Origin of the sequence: Paenibacillus sp. ISL-20, from assembly GCF_018613005.1 — a bacterium.
GTDB lineage: Bacteria > Bacillota > Bacilli > Paenibacillales > Paenibacillaceae > Paenibacillus_AQ.
Genome location: NZ_JAGGRD010000024.1, coordinates 124,876 through 144,277, shown reverse-complemented (window position 1 = coordinate 144,277; position 19,402 = coordinate 124,876). Strand labels below are relative to the sequence as shown.

General features: G+C 51.6%; 14 protein-coding genes. 11 read left to right on the top strand and 3 right to left on the bottom strand.

What is annotated here, in order from left to right:
* Window positions 1-70: 70 nt before the first annotated feature.
* The 4 genes from fabV (at window position 71) to J7E85_RS15185 (ending at window position 7,918) form a co-directional block, all read left to right on the top strand.
* Window positions 71-1,261 carry an enoyl-ACP reductase FabV gene (fabV, locus tag J7E85_RS15200; RefSeq protein WP_215159115.1) on the top strand — a complete coding sequence of 397 codons (1,191 nt, stop codon included), beginning with the start codon at window positions 71-73 and terminating at the stop codon, window positions 1,259-1,261.
* A 100-nt stretch (window positions 1,262-1,361) separates the two neighbouring features.
* The gene (locus tag J7E85_RS15195) at window positions 1,362-1,772 is read left to right on the top strand and encodes a GyrI-like domain-containing protein (RefSeq protein ID WP_251035733.1); all 411 of its coding nucleotides are present in this window, start codon (window positions 1,362-1,364) and stop codon (window positions 1,770-1,772) included.
* A 371-nt stretch (window positions 1,773-2,143) separates the two neighbouring features.
* Window positions 2,144-4,774: a winged helix-turn-helix domain-containing protein gene (locus J7E85_RS15190; RefSeq protein ID WP_215159113.1), complete on the top strand. Its 2,631-nt coding sequence runs from the start codon at window positions 2,144-2,146 to the stop codon at window positions 4,772-4,774.
* Between the two features lie 156 nt (window positions 4,775-4,930).
* On the top strand, window positions 4,931-7,918 hold the full coding sequence (locus J7E85_RS15185) for an S-layer homology domain-containing protein (RefSeq protein WP_215159111.1): 2,988 nt from the start codon (window positions 4,931-4,933) through the stop codon (window positions 7,916-7,918).
* A gap of 197 nt (window positions 7,919-8,115) precedes the next feature.
* Here J7E85_RS15185 and J7E85_RS15180 read toward each other — a convergent pair whose 3' ends face one another.
* Complete coding sequence (locus J7E85_RS15180) at window positions 8,116-8,973, bottom strand: AraC family transcriptional regulator (RefSeq protein WP_215159109.1); 858 nt, start codon at window positions 8,971-8,973, stop codon at window positions 8,116-8,118.
* A gap of 138 nt (window positions 8,974-9,111) precedes the next feature.
* Complete coding sequence (locus J7E85_RS15175) at window positions 9,112-10,224, bottom strand: DUF3626 domain-containing protein (protein WP_215159107.1); 1,113 nt, start codon at window positions 10,222-10,224, stop codon at window positions 9,112-9,114.
* 222 nt (window positions 10,225-10,446) lie between these two features.
* On the opposite strand from J7E85_RS15175, the gene J7E85_RS15170 reads away from it, so the two are divergent.
* A complete protein-coding gene (locus J7E85_RS15170; protein ID WP_215159106.1) occupies window positions 10,447-11,208 on the top strand; it encodes an SDR family NAD(P)-dependent oxidoreductase in 762 nt (253 codons plus the stop codon).
* Window positions 11,209-11,306: 98 nt separating this feature from the next.
* Here J7E85_RS15170 and J7E85_RS15165 read toward each other — a convergent pair whose 3' ends face one another.
* Window positions 11,307-12,797: an amidohydrolase family protein gene (locus tag J7E85_RS15165; RefSeq protein ID WP_215159104.1), complete on the bottom strand. Its 1,491-nt coding sequence runs from the start codon at window positions 12,795-12,797 to the stop codon at window positions 11,307-11,309.
* A gap of 192 nt (window positions 12,798-12,989) precedes the next feature.
* Between J7E85_RS15165 and J7E85_RS15160 the strand changes: the two genes are divergently transcribed.
* From J7E85_RS15160 to J7E85_RS15135, 6 genes are all read left to right on the top strand, one after another.
* Entirely contained in the window at window positions 12,990-13,709 is a 720-nt protein-coding gene (locus J7E85_RS15160; RefSeq protein ID WP_285228819.1) for a response regulator transcription factor, read from the top strand.
* Window positions 13,706-14,638, top strand: coding sequence for a sensor histidine kinase (locus J7E85_RS15155; protein ID WP_215159103.1), 933 nt, complete (start codon window positions 13,706-13,708; stop codon window positions 14,636-14,638). The genes J7E85_RS15160 and J7E85_RS15155 overlap by 4 nt, the downstream gene beginning before the upstream one ends.
* Before the next feature lie 19 nt (window positions 14,639-14,657).
* On the top strand, window positions 14,658-15,581 hold the full coding sequence (locus J7E85_RS15150) for an ABC transporter ATP-binding protein (protein WP_215159100.1): 924 nt from the start codon (window positions 14,658-14,660) through the stop codon (window positions 15,579-15,581).
* Window positions 15,574-16,272, top strand: a complete 699-nt coding sequence (locus J7E85_RS15145) for an ABC transporter permease (RefSeq protein WP_215159098.1) — start codon at window positions 15,574-15,576, stop codon at window positions 16,270-16,272. Before J7E85_RS15150 ends, J7E85_RS15145 begins: the two co-directional genes overlap by 8 nt.
* Before the next feature lie 143 nt (window positions 16,273-16,415).
* Window positions 16,416-17,822, top strand: coding sequence for an MBOAT family O-acyltransferase (locus J7E85_RS15140; RefSeq protein WP_215159096.1), 1,407 nt, complete (start codon window positions 16,416-16,418; stop codon window positions 17,820-17,822).
* Window positions 17,823-17,839: 17 nt separating this feature from the next.
* Window positions 17,840-19,378, top strand: a complete 1,539-nt coding sequence (locus J7E85_RS15135; RefSeq protein ID WP_215159094.1) for a stalk domain-containing protein — start codon at window positions 17,840-17,842, stop codon at window positions 19,376-19,378.
* The last annotated feature ends 24 nt before the right edge of the window (window positions 19,379-19,402 follow it).

The following is a 19,402-nucleotide window of genomic DNA, read 5'->3' as shown; positions in this document are numbered from 1 at the left end:
ATAGAAAGGAAATTTAAAAGACCATACATATGGTGTCAGACGATGAGTACTGGAAGAGAGGTATATAAATATGATCATTAAACCTAGAACACGCGGATTTATTTGCACAACGTCCCATCCTGTAGGCTGCGAAGCCCAGGTGCAGGAGCAGATTGATTATGTGTTAAAACAGCCTGGCATCGAGGGGCCGCGCAATGTGCTGGTCATCGGCGCTTCCACCGGGTACGGCTTGTCGGCCAGAATTGCTGCCGCATTCGGCTCCCGGGCGAATACCGTGGGTGTGTATCGTCCCAGCCAGGCAACCGAGAAGCGGACCGCTTCGGCGGGCTGGTATAATTCGGTCGCTTTCGAGAAAGCAGCGGAGGCCGCAGGCTTAAAATCGTTCAGCGTGACGGGAGATGCTTTCACGCAAGAGACCAAAGCCAAGACGGTTGAGCTTATCCGCCAAGAGCTGGGCCAGGTTGATCTTGTGGTGTACAGTGTTGCCTCGGCGCGCCGTACGCTGCCTGAGACGGGCGAGACGGTCAACTCCGTATTGAAGCCGATCGGACCAGCCTATACCAACAAGACGGTAAACTTCCATACAGGTGAAGTGACGGAGGTAACGATTGAGCCGGCCACGGAAGAGGAAGTGAAGAACACCGTTGAGGTGATGGGCGGCGACGATTGGGAATTATGGATGAATGAGCTGGCGGAAGGCGGCGTATTGGCTCCTAATGTGACCACGATTGCATTCTCCTACATCGGCTCCGAGATTACTAAAGCCATTTACCGGGATGGATCCATTGGACAAGCCAAGGATCACCTGGAGGCAACCGCGCTGAAATTGAACGAGAAGCTCGCTGCCGGAGGCGGACGGGCTTATGTGACGGTCAGCAAAGCGTTAGTGACCCAATCCAGCTCGGCGATCCCGGTCGTTCCGCTGTACGTATCGGCGCTGTACAAAGTTATGAAGGAGAAAGGGCTGCACGAGGGCTGCATCGAGCAGATCTATCGTCTATTCTCCGATCGTCTCTATAAAGGGCAAGAAGTGCCAGTGGATGAGAAGGGCCGTATCCATATTGACGATTGGGAGCTTCGCGAGGATGTGCAAGCCGAAGTGGCCGAATTGTGGAGCAAGGTTACGAGCGAAAATATTGAAGAGCTGACTGACCTTGCCGGTTACCGCCGCGAGTTCTTCCAACTGTTCGGCTTTGAAACTGACGGCGTGGATTACGATGCGGATGTGAATCCTGTGGTCGATAATCCGAAAGCCATTTAACGAGTAATAGCGAGTTCCGGACATGATCCGGGGCTCGCTTTTTTATCTGGAACAAGACCTATATAATGAAACCAAATATAGGATAAAGGAGCATTTACTAATGACAATCGATCAACGAAACGAAGCAGCGGTTACGAGTAAGGAAGCTTTTCAGGCGATGGGATTGAAGTGGGAAGGCACATTTGCCGAGGCAGGTGCAGGCGGGATACGTGCGGTGCATCGGACGCTGCAAGAGCGGCTCGCGGAGATACCTCATGCCTTACATACCGACACGTTGCTGGGGCTATCTTACCACGCAGTTCCCGGCGGTGACGGGTTTATCCATTATGCGGTCGTGGAAGTGGAACGGATCGATGAAGTTCCGGAAGGGATGGTTACGATATCCGTTCCCGCTTTAACCTATGCCGCTTGCACTCATCGGAAAAAGAGCAGAGGATCGATCAGTCTTATAACAATATCTATGCCTGGATCAAAGAACAAGGTTACTCGGAATATAACCCGGATCATTTAACGCATTTCGAAAAATACCCGATGAGTCAGGATCCTTATGTAGATGACCCCGAATTTATCATCATGATTCCCGTTCAGATCGACCAGGCAGGTAAATAATAAGGATAGGCAAAGCTATTATATGTCGCCGGGCGTGCTTGCTGATACCATTGAGAATGAACCATGATGTCCCCCGCTCTGATGAAGAGCGGTTTTTTCTTTTATATGAGCATATGAACGAGTCTTCGAATGGGCTGAGATTGCAAATTGGAGCTTACTGCCCTGTTTAAGGAATGGTAGAATAGTACAGAAATGATGGATTAAGCGTCTGGGTGTTATGGTGATAAGTTTTATATCCCGGCGTAAAAAATCGAACGTATACGGAGGCGTATGATGATATATGGGACTGAACTCGAGGCACATGAGCCGCTGCTGCACTCGAAATTGACCGTTCCCAGAACGGTATCAGCTCTAATCCCCCGGCCGCGTCTGGATGACCAGCTGATGGATGCGATGTCGGGAAATATGACCCTGGTCTGCGCGCCGGCGGGATTCGGAAAAACAACGCTTGTCAGTGAATGGCTGCTGCAGCAGGAGAAACAGACTGCTTGGGTGTCGCTGGATGCCGGCGATAATCAAGGCTCCCGGTTTTGGAAGTACATCACGGCGGCCATTGCTGAAGCATTTCCGACGTATGGGGAAGAGGTCAAGACCGTACTGCCGCTTCTGCATACGGAAGGTTATGAGCAAGGGCTTATCGTGTGCCTGAACACGCTGGGCAGGCTGGATCAGGAGCTGATCCTGGTGGTCGATGATTTCCATGTGATTCAGAATGAAATCTTGTTGGCGTCATTTGCTTATTTTGTGGACCATTTACCCAAGGGCATCCATGTTTGCCTCATCAGCCGTACCGAACCCGCTTTCTCTGTAGCTCGCATGGAAGCCAGGCAGTTTGCCAGCAGACTCCATACTGAAGACATGCGGTTTACAGAGAAGGAGGGTGCGCAGTTTTTTGAACGCACCGACTTGCCGCTGAACGCGGAGCTCTCCTCCGTGCTCGTCAGAAAAACCGAGGGATGGATTACCGGGCTTAAGCTGGCATCCATTGCGATGCGGCGGCAGGAGAATAAAGAGCCGTTTATTCGTAATTTTGCAGGAGATAGCCGAGAAGTGAAGCAGTATCTGTTCGAAGAGGTATTCTCCGTGCAGAGCGATCGGATGAAGGCCTTCCTGCTCACCTGCTCGATCTTGAAGCGGTGGAACGCATCGCTAAGCATGGCCGTGTCCGGATTTGAGGATAGCAGGGAGCTTACGGAAGCGATAGAGCGTGCCCATCTATTTGTGGTGGCGCTGGATGATAAGGGAGAATGGTTTCGGTTTCATCATTTGTTCTCGGATTTTCTGCAGCATCGTCTGGAACAGGATGACCGCGCGAACACAGGCTTACTCTATAAGGCAGCCGGGGATTGGTGCAGCGGACAAGGCCTGGAGGAAGAAGCGGTGGAGTATTATTTGCAAGGAAAATACTATGTGCAGGCCGTTGGGCTGCTGAGTGAGATGACTTCCCGCGTTGTGGAATGGGAATGGTCGAATCTGCAAAATAGGCTATCGGCGATTCCCAGCGACATACTGCTGCAGCACCCGGTACTCTATTTCTCCTATGCCAATTCGCTGATCGCCGAGGAGTCAGGAGATATTGCCGAGGGAGAAGCGTTATTGCATCAAGCGGATGCCTGGTATGCCGAAGCGTCTGAAGGATTGAGCGAGGAGAAGCGTCATGAGTATTTGGCGATGTCGTATTATGTACGAGGTACGCTAATGGTATTTGGGCGGAATGATCTGCAGCTGGCTAAGCAGGAATACGAGCAGGTTGTCCGGTATGCCCCGGGCGGGATCAAAATTATATTCGGCCAACCGGAGAAGCCGCTGCAGCCGATCACGGTGAAGACCTATAAGATTGGACGAGGACATGCCTCGAGGTCCATTGCGGAGCCGTACACCATGCAGATGGTGGAGCTGTATCAGGCCGTTAATCCCATTTTTCTAGGCAAATTATTTCTTAACCATGCGGAAGTTCTCTATTATTGGAATGATCTGTCTTCGGCCGCTGACTATGTTTCCAAGGCGATGACGTGGATCGGGCAAAATCCGAACAGACCTGAGCATGATCTTGTGGCGAGCTGGATCCTGCAGGCTAAACTTAAAGCCTCCGAAGGTCATATGTTTGAAGGGTTTGAGCTGCTCGAAGGTGGGCAGCGGCGGATGAAGTGGATGGATATTCCCAGGGGGATGGACATATTGAATATGGAAGGCATCCGTCTTCAATTGCAATATGGTGACTCGGCGCCTGCGCGCGCTTGGGGTGAACAGTGCCATTTATCCAGTCGGGACAGGGTGTCCGTGTTTGAATTATCCGATTACCAGTTGCTTGCCCGCGTCCTGGTTGTACAGGGAAGATGGGAGGAAGCCGAAGAGCTGCTGGATCGGCTGCTTTACCTTGCGGAGAGTGAGATGAGACCCATTGATGCTGCCGAGATTCTATGCATTATGGCGAAGATGCATCATTCACGGGGAGAACAGTGCAAAGCGCTGCTTCAGCTTGAAGAGGCACTGAAGGTATCGGAAGCCAATGACTTTATCCGGATATTCCTCGATGAAGGTGCCGACGTCATGGGGATGCTCCACGATTTGATCCGGGCGAAGCAGCGGGGGCAGTACCGGGGTAAGGACTCGGCATCCCTGTCTTTTGTCCGTTCGATTCTTGTAGGGGCGGACGGAATGGCAGAAACGGTGGATTCGCCGCTGGAGGCACTGTTTACGTCCAGGGAGATGGATGTTTTTCAGGGTCTGCTGGATCGTCTGAGCGGAAGGGAAATAGCAGAGAAGCTGAACATTACCTATGAAACGGTAAAGACGCACCGGAAACGGATATACAGCAAACTGAATGCAGCCAACCTGAATGAGGCGATTGCGCAGGCTGAGAAGTTAAATGATTCCAAGAGAACGAATAAGCAGCAAACGTGATATGATTTATATTTTTCCACCTCCTCCATCCCCCTTCAGGGGGATTTTTTGTGTTACGTGTTGTCTTACAATGAAATCGGAGCGAAACCAATAAAGGATAGGTCTAATATGTGAATTGGAGGTTAGAAGTTGAAGTCGATTATCGGGAGGAAATTTATGAATAGTCGAAAAGGCTATAAATTCATGATGGTATTGCTATGCAGTGTTTTGCTGCTGCCGTTGAACGCCTTTGCAGCCGTGCCGGACTATGAGAATCGATCCGAGATATCTCAGCTTATCGGTAAGGTTACGGACATGAAGTCAGGTGATTTCAATGATGACGGTCATTTGGATATAGCAGCTGTGACGGATGGTATGATGGTGTATTTACTCTATGGACAGGGGGATGGAACATTCAGACCTCCGCAGAGTCAGTCGATCCTGGGAGTGCCATACTCGCTTGAGGTTGGTGATTTTGATCGGGACGGAAATCTGGACTTGCTGATCGGAACGCAAGTTGGCGTGTTTTTATGGTATGGCGAAGGTAACGGAACCTTTCCGGATACTCGGATGATTTCATTGATGCTTTCGCAGGATGTAACCATAGCGGATTTTGACCTGGATGGTATGACAGACATTGCTATTTTGAATTTTAATAACGTTACCGTTGTTCACGTTGCGGCAGATAGAAGTTTTACAATGGTTCCTTTCAATTTATCCCATGGCGGCAATAAAGCGACAACGATCACGAATGGAGCCATCGGCACGGTCGATTTGGTCGTTGCCAGTCCAATGCTGGGTCTGCAGCGGGTTAAAGGGAATGATTATGTTCGGAGCGAGGTCTTTCATCTAAGACCGGGTAATACTGTGGATCTCATATCAACGGATATGAATGGTGACGGACACAACGATATTATTGCACTGAATGATATGTTAGGCGTCTTCTTTTATATGAATCTTGGGGACAATACGTACAATCTTCAGCAGCATCCTCTACCCATGGGCGGTCAAAAAGTATATGCAGAGGATGTGAACGGGGATGGCAAATCCGAGATTATCGTTGCAACAGGAAAAGGAATTGAACTGCATTCTAAGGAAGATGCAGCAGGTAATCTGAGCTTACAATGGCAAGCCGAATTAGAGCCTCAGGGGGGCGGAACACACCGGGCGCTCGTCGGTGACTACAATGAGGACGGAACGCTGGACCTCATTGTATCTTCTAATCAAACCCTGTATATATATAAGGCTGTCACTATGCAGCCTCAACCAGGAACACTGAGGCTGGAAGCAGCTGGTTATGCGATTTCGGAAAATGACTCCCCTTTGCGGGTGAAAGTGTTGCGTGAAGGAGGAAGCCATGGTGCTGTGGCACTCCATTATGCTACTGCGGATGGTACGGCCAAGGCAGGCAAGCATTATACGCCTGCTTCGGGAACACTTACCTTTACCGATGGCGAGATCGAAAAATGGATCGAGCTCCAAATCCTTGATGATGATATCTATGAAGATGACCGTGAACTTTATTTGAATATTACAGCAGTACCAGGTACGGTCGTTGGAACTCCGACCCAAGCCGTCATAACGATAACTGAGGATGATCCGCAACCGGATACGGAAGTCCCTTTATGGCCGACGGATGCGGAGCTGCTCGCTTCCGGCATTACCATCAACTCGGTCAAGCTGACCTGGCCCGAGGCCATGGACAATGACGCTGTTTCAGAATATCGCATTTTCGATGGAAATAAGGCGACACCTGCAGCAACCGTGACGGGAACCACCTATTCATATGAGATGGACGGTTTGATGGCCAACACGTCGTATACGCTTAGCGTTCGTGCTTATGATCAGGCAGGCAATGTGAGCAGCCCGCTGCAGACGACGGTTCAGACGTTGGATGATCCGAATCCAGGTCCTGATCCAGACCCGGAGCGCGATCAGGAAGCTCCGGTATGGTCAAGTCTCGGTGAACTCACGATTTCTGACATTGGCACTACAGCGATGAGTTTATTCTGGCCCGAGGCTTCGGATAATTATGAGGTTTCAGGATATCGAGTATACCGTGGGGAAACCGCGGATACGCCGATAGCAACCGTAACAAGCAGCACGTATTCCTATACAGCGGCAGGTTTATCTCCGAATACCATCTATACGTTTCGGGTAAAAGCATATGACCTTGCCGGGAACGAAAGCATTCCGCTTCAGGCAACAGCGAAGACATTATCGCTACCTACGCCTCCAAATCCAAGTCCAGGAGGCGAACGTGATCCGGGACCGACGAATCCATCGACAACCCGCATTCCTTCGGACAACGCTAAGCTTCAAACCTTCTCTATTGGAATTGGGGAGAGTGGGAAGGTATTGAAGCTGAGTCCTGATTTTTCACCGGACGTATACGTGTATCGGGCAGAGACGGAAGCGTCAGAGATCCGATTCGAGCTGACCACCGCTCATAACAAAGCTAGAATCAACGGACCTTGGGATAAAGATGGCAGGATCTCATTAAAGCCGGGAGAGAATGTCATGGAGATCAAGGTAACCGCAGAAAACGGCAAAGTGTGCACATATACACTGACCGTTGTACGCAGCTTGCCTCATCCAGAGCCACCGATCAAACCCGAACCACCTCAGGCCCAGAAGGTTTTTCGTGATACGGCAGGACATTGGGCACAGGCAGCGATAGACGAAGCCGTCAGCAGAGGGCTGGTCAAAGGCTACGCCAACGGAACGTTCAAGCCGAATTCTATGATCAGGCGCGATGAATTTACGGTCATGCTTGTTAGAGGACTGGGACTTCAAAGTGATGGAAGCAAGCATGCATTTACAGATGAATCCGACATTCCGGCGTGGTCAAGGGAAGCGGTAGGGCTTGCAGCACAGGAGGGGATTATCCAGGGAAATCAGGATGGGCGGTTCCATCCAGGTAGTGAGATCACCAGGGCGGAGTTAACCGTCATGCTGGCCAAAGCGCTCGGTTTAAATCCGCTGCAAGGAGACCGTGCTAAGTTTGCAGACGAGGCAAGCATTCCAGCCTGGGCAAAAGGCTATATCGCGGCCGCTTACGCAGAAGGGCTCGTTAGCGGCCGCGGCGATGGGAAGTTCGAGCCGGATGCGCCTGCCACCCGGGCAGAGGCAGTCGTTATGCTGCGCCGTATGCTGAACAAGTAACGTCAGGGTTACAGCCTTGATGCACAATTTCTATATAAGAGCCGCAAACTCTGTAATACCACAGAATTTGCGGTTTCTTTTATTATGTTTTTTTGGCAGAAAAAATAATTGGGGTGCTCACCGCATCGATAATATGCTCATGTATAGGAACGTCTCGCAGCGGTGAGCGAAAAAATTATGCTTCCAGCGGATGGGATTTATTGCGTCTTTCTAACCACCGGAATCCATAACTCGTTCTTATTCTCATCCGGAGGAAGATAGCATTCGATGGCAGGAAGCGGCGCGAGATCATAAGCATGGGAGGGTATCCACTCCGTATAAAGACGCTTCCACATCTCCGCAATGCCGCTCGGATCTCCTTCCAGCTCGAATACGGCCCAAGTGGCGGCAAGGAAATGTCGCTGTATCATCGGTTCCTGAGGCGTATCCTTGGATACGACGGACATGATGTAGTCAAAATGCTCATTCCTCCCGTAGTCACCGTCTGCACAAACACCCAGTATGCCCCGGATCGGATGGTCTTGCTCACGATAGTTCCATAGCTTCTCGAAAATGCCCTTCTCCTGAGCCTCCATCCAGAGGCGGGGAACGTCTTCATAGGCACGCTGTGTGCTTACTTGCTCCTTGAAACCGACAACGGAAAAAGCCTTCACTTCTTCGATTCTGTAATTCATTTCGGCAGCCCCTCGCATTGAGAATTGAAAGGAGATGCGTGGATAGGCCTTCAGTTTGGTACCGATCTGGCGTGCGGCCGTCGGCGTTGTGCCATGCATGTTCTGGAATGCACGCGCGAACGCCTCCGGGGAATCATAACCATATTTAAGGGCAAGGTCGATTACTTTGATTTCGCTGTTTTGCAGCTCGTAGGCGGCCAATGTCAGCCGGCGTCTCCGTATGTATTCGGACAGCGAAACATCCGTAATGAACGGAAACATGCGTTGAAAATGGTACACGGAGCAGCATGCGATCTGAGCAGCTTCAGCGTAATCGATCTCCTCGGTTATGTGTCCTTCTATATAGCCTATGGCCTCATTCATCCGCTGGACCCAATCCATCCGGTCATCATCCTTTCTAAGATCAATATATAAGAAGCTGTGCCCGAAAGGCCTAGCCGTTGCTGCACGAATATCGCTAGCACGGTTATCTTTAGTCGGACCCTCATGCCAATGCACGTACTTAGGCAAAAATACAGCTTAGCGGTTTGGTGTATACGGATACGAATGTCCATACTTTACGAGCACATGCCACAGCTGTTTGAGATGCTGGAAGGTTTCATCAAATGTTCCCCAATCGCTCCATTCGTTTGGATCATGGTGCAGTTGAGCAGCGGCTTTGCCAATAATGGCTGCATCCAGCATGCCCAGCGAGCCTCCAAAGCGTTGATCGATTCGTTTGGCGAGCGGTGGCATGGCGGGTCCCCGAAAATCATCCGGAACATCCTGTACAGCAAGGCGGAAGCCCGGGTGCCAGAACAAGGAGAGGTCATACCGTTCACATAACGCATGGAGCAAATGCCCGATCGGGGTGTCCTTATAGGATGGATCAGCCACCAGGGCCTCCACATCACTGGACAAGTCGATGACACCATGGATTTGCGCTTCAATATAATCATCCAAGGAACGCCCGACAGGCCCGAAGGAGCCGGTATGCGATAAAGGCAGATGAAGAATCCGCTCCAGCATGGATGGAATGTCCACATTCCGGGAACCCAGGGCCGAGCCTGTGGACTCAACTTGATGCAAGAGTGCAGCGAGAATTGATCTCCATTGACGGATGGTACCTACAAACTCAGGACCTGCATGACTGTCTCCGAATGTAAAAGTACAACGGTTCAATATGTTAGGGGATAGCACCAACAAACAGGAACCGAAGCGGGGAGATGCACCATCGGCATAATTCATGAGATTGAGTGCTCCGTATTTCGGCCGCTCGTCGTTACGCACATCAGGCTGCTGGTAGGCACCGCCAAACAGGAGTCGTTCCCATTGGTCGCGGTCACCGCCCGGGTAGGCGGTTCGGCTTCCATTCGTCACGCTCGTGATGAACTGATTATGATATATGCCTTCTGCCAAGAGGGATTCGATGACAGCGTGTCCGGTGGGCATTATCCGATCCGGGTGGAAATTTAACGTGACGCGCGCAGACTTTTCAATATGGGTTAACAGCGAGCCGATCGTTACGGAGTCTTGCTCATGTTTCCGCAAGATTTGTTTCGTCATTTCCAAAGCGACTTTTCGTTGGCCCGCCGCTGTTGATTCGACATGAAGAATGGCTTGTTGCTGTGCTTCAGATAATCGTTCGCTCATACTTGGATTTCCTCCATACTCTCCATACTAGACAATGATCGCTACAATTCTCATCATTTCTAGCCCACGGGCAGAGAATCCTCTATTGCTGCTGCAAATTAACGTGCTTTAGGCGTAAATTGGATGGATTTACTGGGAGGGGGATCTGGAAACGATTGCCACTGACCAGCCATCATGCTTTAATGAAACTACATAGAATCTAAGGTGATGGAGGTATTACATATGCAGCCTAATTTCAGCATTCAGGATAAAATTGCAATCGTTACGGGGGCCAGCAAAGGCATCGGTTATGGACTAGCCCAAGCGCTGGCAGCAGCAGGAGCCAAGGTTGCGGTCATGGCACGAAGCAAAGACTCGCTGGATCGATTGGTCGAGGAAATCTCTCAGGCAGGAGGTCAGGCCAAGGCCTATGAGCTGGACGTCCGGAATGTGGAGCAGATCCGAGCCGTGTTTGGTCAGGTAGCCAAGGATTTCGGCCGGCTCGATATCGTGGTCAATAACGCGGGTCTGGGAGAGGGGATGCTTGCGGAAGATATCACCGAGGATTATTGGGATGAGATGATGGACGTGAATTTGAAGGGTGTATTTTTCTGCTGTCAGGGCGCTGGCTGCATCATGCTGGAGCAGGGGTACGGAAAAATCATTAACGTCAGCTCCCAGGTGAGTGTCGTTGGGATTACGGAAGGAGCTGCCTATTGCGCCTCCAAAGGCGGCGTGAACCAGCTGACAAAGGTGCTCGCGCTGGAGTGGTCCAGCCGTGGCGTGAACATCAATGCCGTCGGTCCTACGTTCATCCATACGCCGGGAACAGCCGAGCGACTGGACTCCCCCGATTTCCGCGACGGCGTCCTGGCACGGATCCCGGCAGGGCGGATCGGTACCATTGGCGATGTGGCTGGAGCCGTTATTTATCTCGCCTCCCCGGCATCTGATCTCGTTACAGGCACTTTGCTGCTTGTGGATGGCGGCTGGACGGCCCAATAAGGCTGTGTCGTGGAGATGTTCCATGCTTTTTAACGGGTGTTCCGAAATATGAACAAGGCCCATCCGCTTCTTTTACGAGAAGGGAAGGGCTTGGCCCATTAATGATTATGAAGAATGTGTTTATTGGCAGATGGCCCGGATTCTTCAGGTTCATCTTTCAAATCGGCAACCTTTATCACGGGGTATGTTTTAACCGCCCGGTCCAAAGTCTGCTTCTCCATCAGTTTCCCGTCCAAGACAACCGCGGAGATGCTTGTCGTGTTTCGAATGTCCTCCAGCGGGTTCTTGTCAAGCAGCACGAGATCGGCGATCTTTCCTTTTTCCACGGTGCCCAGCTCCTGCTCTCTCTCCAAATATCGCGCTGGATTCAGCGTTGCCGTCTGCAAGGCCTGCAGCGGGGTGAGGCCGCTTTTAACGAGCAGTTCGAGTTCATCGTGCAAGGAAACGCCGTATATAAAGTTACTCATTTCGAAACTGGAATCGGTGCCTGCAAGCATAGGCACACCAGCATCGTTCAACTTTTTGACCATGCCTGGCGTTGTGGAATTGATGGTCGCCATTAATTCCAGTTGTTCGGGAGGAGTGGCGCGAATCACTTCGGCCCATTGCTTCTGCACGGCAGTCGGCACGTATTTGGACCGCGGATCGATTTCGGTTTTGGCCGAATTCAAATAGGTAACAATGGTCGGTACAGGCCAGACTCCCTTTTCTTTGAATTTGCGGAACAGCTTGTTGGCCTTTACGGAATCATAGGATTCGGAGGCCTTGATCTCTGCCAGCGAATAACCTAGCAAATCGCTCATGTCGGCATTTTTGAAAATATCGTCTTCGATGCTCGAAGTGGCAATAAACAAACCGTGCAGATGTTCTATGCTCTTGAATCCCAGTTGAGCGGCTTCGCTGGCCCGTACCTCTACCGGCAAGTGACCGCCCACCGGCAAACCGTACTTTTGGGCTTCATCCATGACCGCCAGAAACAGGGGACGCGGCAACCAAGAGTATACCTTGATATGATCCGCTCCTTTTGCCGCATTGATATGGACGGCTTCGCGTGCTTGTTCCTCTGTTTTCAAGTAGAACATGTGGGGGGCCTCGTCAGCCGGACCTCCATCTAGGGTCGAACCTGCATAGACAAGACGTGGGGCCGGCATACCGGCTTGAATACTCGTTTTCCACAGATCGACGTTTGTAAGCGCTGCCCCCATCTCCCTTACTCCGGTCACTCCGTTAGCAAGAAAGAGCGGGAAAGCATCTTTATAGTTATCTTCCAGATGGATGTGCATGTCCCACAAACCGGGAATGACGTATTGGCCCTTAGCATCCCGTACTTGCACATAATCGGGGATGGCCGTTTCTCTGCTGTTTCCAATGTGACTGATCTTGTTATCCTTAATGATAATCGTCTGATCGTTGGTTAACCTTCCGGACCTTACGTCCACGATCGTCGCATGCTGAAGCACCAGCGTCTGCCTAGTCGCAGGCTCCATGCTTGCATAACTGGTACTTGCACCTCCCGTTAATGCAATCCATAATGCAAAGAACCCTAATAGGGACTTCCTGAAGCCGCGCATTTTCCTCGTTAAACTCATCTTTGTTGTCCTCCTCGCAGAAATGAATCCTATCAACCGATATAACTTAATTGTAGAGTGCAAATCCTGCTTTTTTATTAATTCATTCTTACAAAAAGCTTAAGTTGAAAGGGTGGAAGGAAGCCGGGTTGCCAACAGCCGAAATCTGTGAGGTAATAGATTCAAAATGTTTGCGAAGGGAATTCATGTCTTATGAATCATGTACTGCTTGTCGAGGATGATCGATCCATCAGTGGAATGGTGGGGCCTTACCTGGAAAAAGAGGGCTACCGCGTCTCGTATGCATACGATGGCATGGAGGCAGAGCGCCTGTTCGCGGTGCAGCCTCCCCGGTACGATCTGGTCATTCTGGACCTCATGCTGCCGCGCAGAAGCGGCATCGAGGTGCTCCGGGCGATCCGGAGCGTCAGTTTGGTGCCCGTTCTTATCCTGTCGGCCAAGGATGGTGAGGTGGACAAGGCGCTGGGCCTCGAATTGGGCGCGGACGATTACGTAAGCAAGCCTTTCTCGCTGATCGAACTGACCGCCCGCGTGAGAGCAGCCATTCGCCGCTCCAATTATTCCGTGTCACTCGGCCAGGCTGCGGACACGCCGGAACAAGGCGAGGTCATCCGGGTCGGGGGTATCGTCATGAACTTGGAGACGTACGGCGTCGAGCGGGACGGCCAGCCCGTGAAGCTGACGTCCAAAGAGTTCGGCATCCTGAGGCTGCTCGCGGAGCATCCGGGCCGGGTGTATACGAAGGCCCAGATCTACGCGTCGGTCTGGAACGATGCCTTCTACGGAGACGATAACATCATTAACGTGCATATGCGCCGTTTGCGCGAGAAGCTGGAAGCGGATCCGTCCGACCCTCAATACGTTAAGACGCTGTGGGGCCTCGGGTACAAGCTGGAAGCGGACCCGTCATGATCTGGTTCTTCGTGACTTCCACTGCACTGCTCGGCATTGCCGTGATCATGCTCTGGGCGCGCCAGCGGAAACGAAGCCGCCAGTTCGCGTATATTCACGGCAAGCTGAACTCTATCTTGGATAACGGTACGAACGAGCGGCTGCTGCTATTCGACAGCGATGCTCAGGTAGGGCGGCTCTTGACCGACATGAACCGGCTGCTCGACCGCGCGCATCGGGCCGGAGCGCGCTACGCCAATCAGGAGATCGAGATTCGCCGCATGCTGTCCAACATCTCGCATGACCTGAAGACGCCGCTGACGGTGGTGCTGGGCTATAGCGAGATTCTTCTTCATGACCGAGATCTGGCTGAGCGCGAGCGGGAAGTTATGACGGCCAATATCCACGACAAGGCGCAGGAGGTGCTCCGTCTCGTACATTCCTTCTTCGACCTGGCCAAGCTGGAGGCGGGCGATACCGTGATGGCGCTGACCCGCGTGAATGCCAGCGAGCTGTGCCGCTTGAAGTTGTTGTCCTTTTACGACATGCTTGCGGGCCTGGAAATGAGGCTAGAGCTGTCCATGCCGGGCGATGACCTGTATGTGATGGCCGATGCGGAGGCGCTTACTCGCGTGCTGGATAACTTGATCACGAATGTAATGAAATACGGGGCCGATGGCAAGCTGCTGGGATTGACGCTGGAGCGGTCGGACGAGGGGAAGGTTGCCATCCAGGTGTGGGACAAAGGTAAAGGCATCCCCGAGAAAGAGCATCACCGAGTCTTCGAGCGAATGTATACGCTGGAGGATTCACGCAATCGCCTCTACCAAGGCAGCGGCCTCGGCCTGACCATTACGAAGCGGCTCGTTGAGCGCATGGGAGGCACCATCGGTTTGCACAGCGTGCCCGGCGAGCGGACCGTGTTCACGGTTGTCCTGAAGTCCACCTAGCAAAGGAGAGCATGTAGCGATGACATACATAGCGCGCACGATGGGAGTAACAAAGGCGTACGGGAGCACGGAGGTGGTGTCCGACGTCTGCATGAACATCAGGCAGGGCGAGATCTACGGATTTCTTGGGCACAACGGGGCAGGCAAAACGACGTTGATGAGGATGCTGACCAACCTGGTCAAACCGACCGCGGGCGAGATCGAACTGTTCGGGGAGAAGCTTACACCTCATTCGTACGAAGTGCTGAAACGCATGGGCAGCGTGATCGATTATCCATTTTTCTATGATGCCCTGTCGGCCCGGGAGAATTTGGAGCTGCACTGCGAATATATGGGGTTTCCGGACAGAAAGGTCATTGGCGCCATGATGGAACAGGTGGGCCTGAAGGATACGGGTAGGAAACCCGTCCGGGAATTTTCCCTCGGCATGAGGCAGCGGCTGGGCATCGCCCGCGCATTGATTACGACGCCGGAGCTGCTCATTTTGGATGAGCCAATCAACGGTCTAGATCCGGCAGGCATCAAGGAGCTGCGCAATCTTCTCAAACGGCTCAGCACCGAATACCGGATCACGCTGCTCGTCTCGAGCCACATTCTTGGCGAGATCGAGCAGATTGCCGATACGGTCGGCGTCATTCGCGAAGGGCGGCTGATCGAGGAAGTGTCGATGGAACGCATTCGGGGACAACAGAGCGAATACATCGAGCTCCAGCCGACCGACGTTCGCAAGGCGGCGTACGTCATGGAGCATCTGCTCGGACTAAGCAATTACAAGCTGGTGGACAAGCATACAATGAGGGTTTACGATTCAGGCGCGAGTCCTTCGGAGCTGACTGCGGGCCTCGTTCGCCACGACGTCGGGATCGAATCGATCTTCAAACGGGCGCACACGCTGGAGGAATACTTCATGAACCTGATGAAGGGGGGTGGCGACGTTGATTAAACTGATCTCGCTGGAACTCCGGAAGTACCGGTTCGCCCGTTATATCGGCTATGCCGCCATGGCCGACCTGGCGATCCTTCTGTTCCTGACCTTGCTGGGCCTTACCGATTATGGAGCAGAGGATTACGCTTATGCCACTTACCCGGAGTCGTTCATGTTGATCGATACCTTTGTCAGGGCAACCTTCATGATATTCGCCGGAGCGCTGATCTCAAGAATGATTGCCTTGGAATACAGAAATCAAACGCTCGGCGTGCTCTTTACGTATCCGATCAAACGCCGCAAGCTGATCGCTGCCAAATTGGTCATCATCTTCGTTTTTACGTTCGGAATGATCCTGTTCACCGACGTGCTGATGGGTTCCGTTTTGGTCGCCGTGGATCGCTTCTATCCCTTCATTACGGATTCGTTGACGATGGAACAGGTACGAGTGCTGCTGCTCGAGTACACCGTCAGTTCGCTGTCGGCTGCCGGGATGTCCCTGATTCCTTTGTTATTCGGCATGCGCAAGCATTCGGTAACGGCCACCATGGTCTCCTCTATCCTGCTGGTGCTCATCGTAGACTCCGGCTTTAACGGACCTTTGGTATCCATTAACTCCATCATCTCGATCCACCTGTCGCTTGGAGCTGCCGGATTAGGGATTGCTTGGGCTTCGATGCTTCGTCTGGAGACGAAGGACGTGAACTAGGGTGGCGCCGGGATTAAGACCGATTCCCGACAAGAAAATTATATCTCAAATGTAAAATATATGATATTATTTAGAAATTACCGCCAAGAATCGACATCGTTAACAGATGGTCAATTTAGAAAGTCGGAGGTGCCTTTCCCGGCATGTTGTTTAATTCCTATCCCTTTATTTTTATATTCCTACCGATCACGGTTATCGTATATTTTGGGTTGAATCGGTTTCGATATAGCCTGGCAGCCAAGTGCTGGCTGGCGCTTTCTTCGTTATTTTTTTACAGCTGGTGGAATATCAGCTATCTTCCTCTTCTAATCGGTTCGATTGCCTTCAACTATTTCATCGGACGGCTGCTGCAAGCCCGTCAAGCCAACTCCCAGGACCCTTCTTCCTCCCGGGGAGGTGCCAGAGGCATATTGATTTGTGGCATCACAGGCAATGTGCTGCTGTTAATCTACTATAAATACGCCGATTTCTTTCTCGTTAATATAGGAGCTGCAATGGGGTGGGAAGTATCTCTCCTCAATCTGGTGCTGCCGCTAGGAATCAGCTTTTTTACTTTTACCCAAATCGCATATTTGGTGGATGCTTACAAAGGGAAGGCCAGCGAGTACAATATCGTCAATTATGTGCTGTTTGTGACCTTCTATCCACATTTGATCGCAGGCCCAATTCTGCACCATGGTGAGATGATGCCGCAGTTCGATCGGGTTCGGGGGAAGCTGTGGGATTGGGGAAATGCCGCGAACGGTGTTTTTATATTTTGTATCGGCTTGTTTAAGAAGGTGGTTATTGCCGATACACTGGCGATCTATGCCAATGTGGGCTTTGACACAGCAGCGGGCTTCGTTGACTCCTGGATCGCTGCTTTGTCGTACACATTTCAACTCTACTTTGACTTCAGCGGTTACACCGACATGGCCATCGGTGCGGCGCTTCTGTTCAATATTCGGCTGCCGCAGAACTTCAATTCACCTTATAAGGCGCTGAACATACAGGATTTCTGGCGGCGCTGGCATATGACCCTAAGCCGTTTTTTGCGGGATTATATTTATATCCCGCTCGGAGGCAACCGCCGGGGTGAAGCGATCATGCTGCGGAACCTGGTGCTGACCTTCCTGATTGGTGGTCTATGGCACGGTGCCGGCTGGACCTTTCTGTTCTGGGGCCTGCTTCACGGTGTGGGACAAGTCATTCACCGATTTTGGGGGAAGCTCGGCATTGCGATGCCGCGTCTTCTCGCTTGGACGATCACCTTTGTGTTCATTACGGTTACCTGGGTCTTTTTCCGTGCGGAAAGCTGGGCTCAGGCTATGCGTTTATTGAAGGGAATGAGCGGTTTGTCAGGCATTCATCTCTATTTGAACGATGCCATATTAGAGCCGCTGGCCATCATTGTTGTCATCGCGCCGATTGTGCTGCTCTGCCGGAATTCCTCGGAATTGTCCGTTTCCTTCCGTCCGAATTTCAAGCAAGCCGTCGTATGTGCGGTTCTGTTGGTCATCTCTCTGATGTACATCACCCGCATTAGCGAGTTTCTGTATTTTAATTTCTAGGAAAGGCGGCGTTCAACATGCCAACGACATCAACGGCCACCAAATCGGCGTCTCCCAAGTCGCGCGCAGCCGCTGCTCCTCATTCCGCTCGTATTCATCGGAGAGCAGGGAGAAGGATGCTGATTCAGTTTGCACTCGTGTCCCTCATCGTTGCACTGCTGGTCGGCTGCATGACATTTGTATTGGATCCCTTTCAGTTCTACCGCAAAGCGACCTGGTACGCTCCGATCTTTACCAGCGAGCAGCGATACCAGAACCCAGGATTAGCCCGCAATTACCCATATGATACCATCATCCTCGGTACATCCATGACGGAGAATTTCCTGCCGTCCGAAGTGGGAAAGGCGATGGGAGGCCAAGCGCTAAAGTTATCCATGCGCGGGTCGACAGCCGATGAGCAGTACAAGATAGCGTCTCTGGCGCTTCAGACTGGGAAGGTAAAGACCGTTTTGTGGGGATTGGACTATTTTGCACTGAAGAATCCGGATGAAGGCGCGGACGACTATTTTCCGGAATATCTGTATGACGATATCTGGTGGAATGACTATAAGTACTGGTTCAATTATTCAGCCTATGAAAATTTTGCGAGAGGGATCGTCAGAACACTCATGGGAGGCACTCCCAAAAATATCGAATATCTGTACAACTGGAACAACGAGGTGTCATACGGAAATGATCAAGTGATGAATGCCTATGATCGGGCCAGAAATACAGAACACTATTTTGGCGTGAATGAAGAGCCGATCGAGGAGGTTCAGCATCATTTCAATACATATGTGTTGTCGTTGGTAGAGGCATATCCCGACGTTGAATTTATTGTCTATTACCCACCATACAGCATCCTGCGGCAGAAGCTGTGGCAGGACACGAACCCGGCCCGTTACAGCAATCAACTGGAGATGAAGACGTGGATGTTCCAGCAGCTGAATCATTACGGCAACACGCAAGTATATGATTTTCAGGCCGAAGTGGACTGGACGTATGACTTCTCGCAGTTCAAGGATCTTTCTCATCATTCCCAGGACATAAACTCCCGGATTACTCAAGCGGTGAGCCTGCAGGATGCCCGCTATAAGATGACCCCCGAGAATGCCGCGACCTTCATGGAGCGGTTAACCAAACAGGTTGATACCGTGCTGATAGTCGGGAAGGAAGCCCGAAGCGTGGAGGTGCGGATTACCGAAAACGGAGAACTCGTCCATTTTACAAGTCGGAAGATGCCGGATGAGACGGAATTGATGGTACCCGTGAAGGAAGCGGTTAAAGCGCTCGGGTTATCGGCGGCATATGACGCAGGAAAAATAACTTTATCGGGTAAAGGTTCTGTCGCCGAACTGACGGTAGATTCAACGAAAGCTTGGGGGTGGAGCAGCCAAGAGGATCGCAAGAAAGAAGCGGCCGCAGCCGAAATTACGCTTCGGCATGCTCCTTATATCTCGGAGGGCAAGACGATGATGCCCCTCCTGCAAACGGCAGATTTATTGGGGTATCAAGTAGAGGTGAAGAAGCTGGATCATTATACGTTACAGTTTGTACTCGAGGGTCCTGCATCTTAGAGATATTGTGATGGATAGGCTCCT

What these genes read in the sequence shown, in the direction of transcription:
- J7E85_RS15140 (WP_215159096.1), top strand. Translation starts at nt 16,416, where the DNA reads ATGTTGTTTAATTCCTATCCCTTTATTTTTATATTCCTACCGATCACG.
- J7E85_RS15195 (WP_251035733.1), top strand. Translation starts at nt 1,362, where the DNA reads ATGACAATCGATCAACGAAACGAAGCAGCGGTTACGAGTAAGGAAGCT.
- J7E85_RS15170 (WP_215159106.1), top strand. Translation starts at nt 10,447, where the DNA reads ATGCAGCCTAATTTCAGCATTCAGGATAAAATTGCAATCGTTACGGGG.
- J7E85_RS15160 (WP_285228819.1), top strand. Translation starts at nt 12,990, where the DNA reads ATGAATCATGTACTGCTTGTCGAGGATGATCGATCCATCAGTGGAATG.
- J7E85_RS15180 (WP_215159109.1), bottom strand. Translation starts at nt 8,973, where the DNA reads ATGGATTGGGTCCAGCGGATGAATGAGGCCATAGGCTATATAGAAGGA.
- J7E85_RS15175 (WP_215159107.1), bottom strand. Translation starts at nt 10,224, where the DNA reads ATGAGCGAACGATTATCTGAAGCACAGCAACAAGCCATTCTTCATGTC.
- J7E85_RS15155 (WP_215159103.1), top strand. Translation starts at nt 13,706, where the DNA reads ATGATCTGGTTCTTCGTGACTTCCACTGCACTGCTCGGCATTGCCGTG.
- J7E85_RS15150 (WP_215159100.1), top strand. Translation starts at nt 14,658, where the DNA reads ATGACATACATAGCGCGCACGATGGGAGTAACAAAGGCGTACGGGAGC.
- J7E85_RS15135 (WP_215159094.1), top strand. Translation starts at nt 17,840, where the DNA reads ATGCCAACGACATCAACGGCCACCAAATCGGCGTCTCCCAAGTCGCGC.
- J7E85_RS15165 (WP_215159104.1), bottom strand. Translation starts at nt 12,797, where the DNA reads ATGAGTTTAACGAGGAAAATGCGCGGCTTCAGGAAGTCCCTATTAGGG.
- fabV (WP_215159115.1), top strand. Translation starts at nt 71, where the DNA reads ATGATCATTAAACCTAGAACACGCGGATTTATTTGCACAACGTCCCAT.
- J7E85_RS15190 (WP_215159113.1), top strand. Translation starts at nt 2,144, where the DNA reads ATGATATATGGGACTGAACTCGAGGCACATGAGCCGCTGCTGCACTCG.
- J7E85_RS15185 (WP_215159111.1), top strand. Translation starts at nt 4,931, where the DNA reads ATGAATAGTCGAAAAGGCTATAAATTCATGATGGTATTGCTATGCAGT.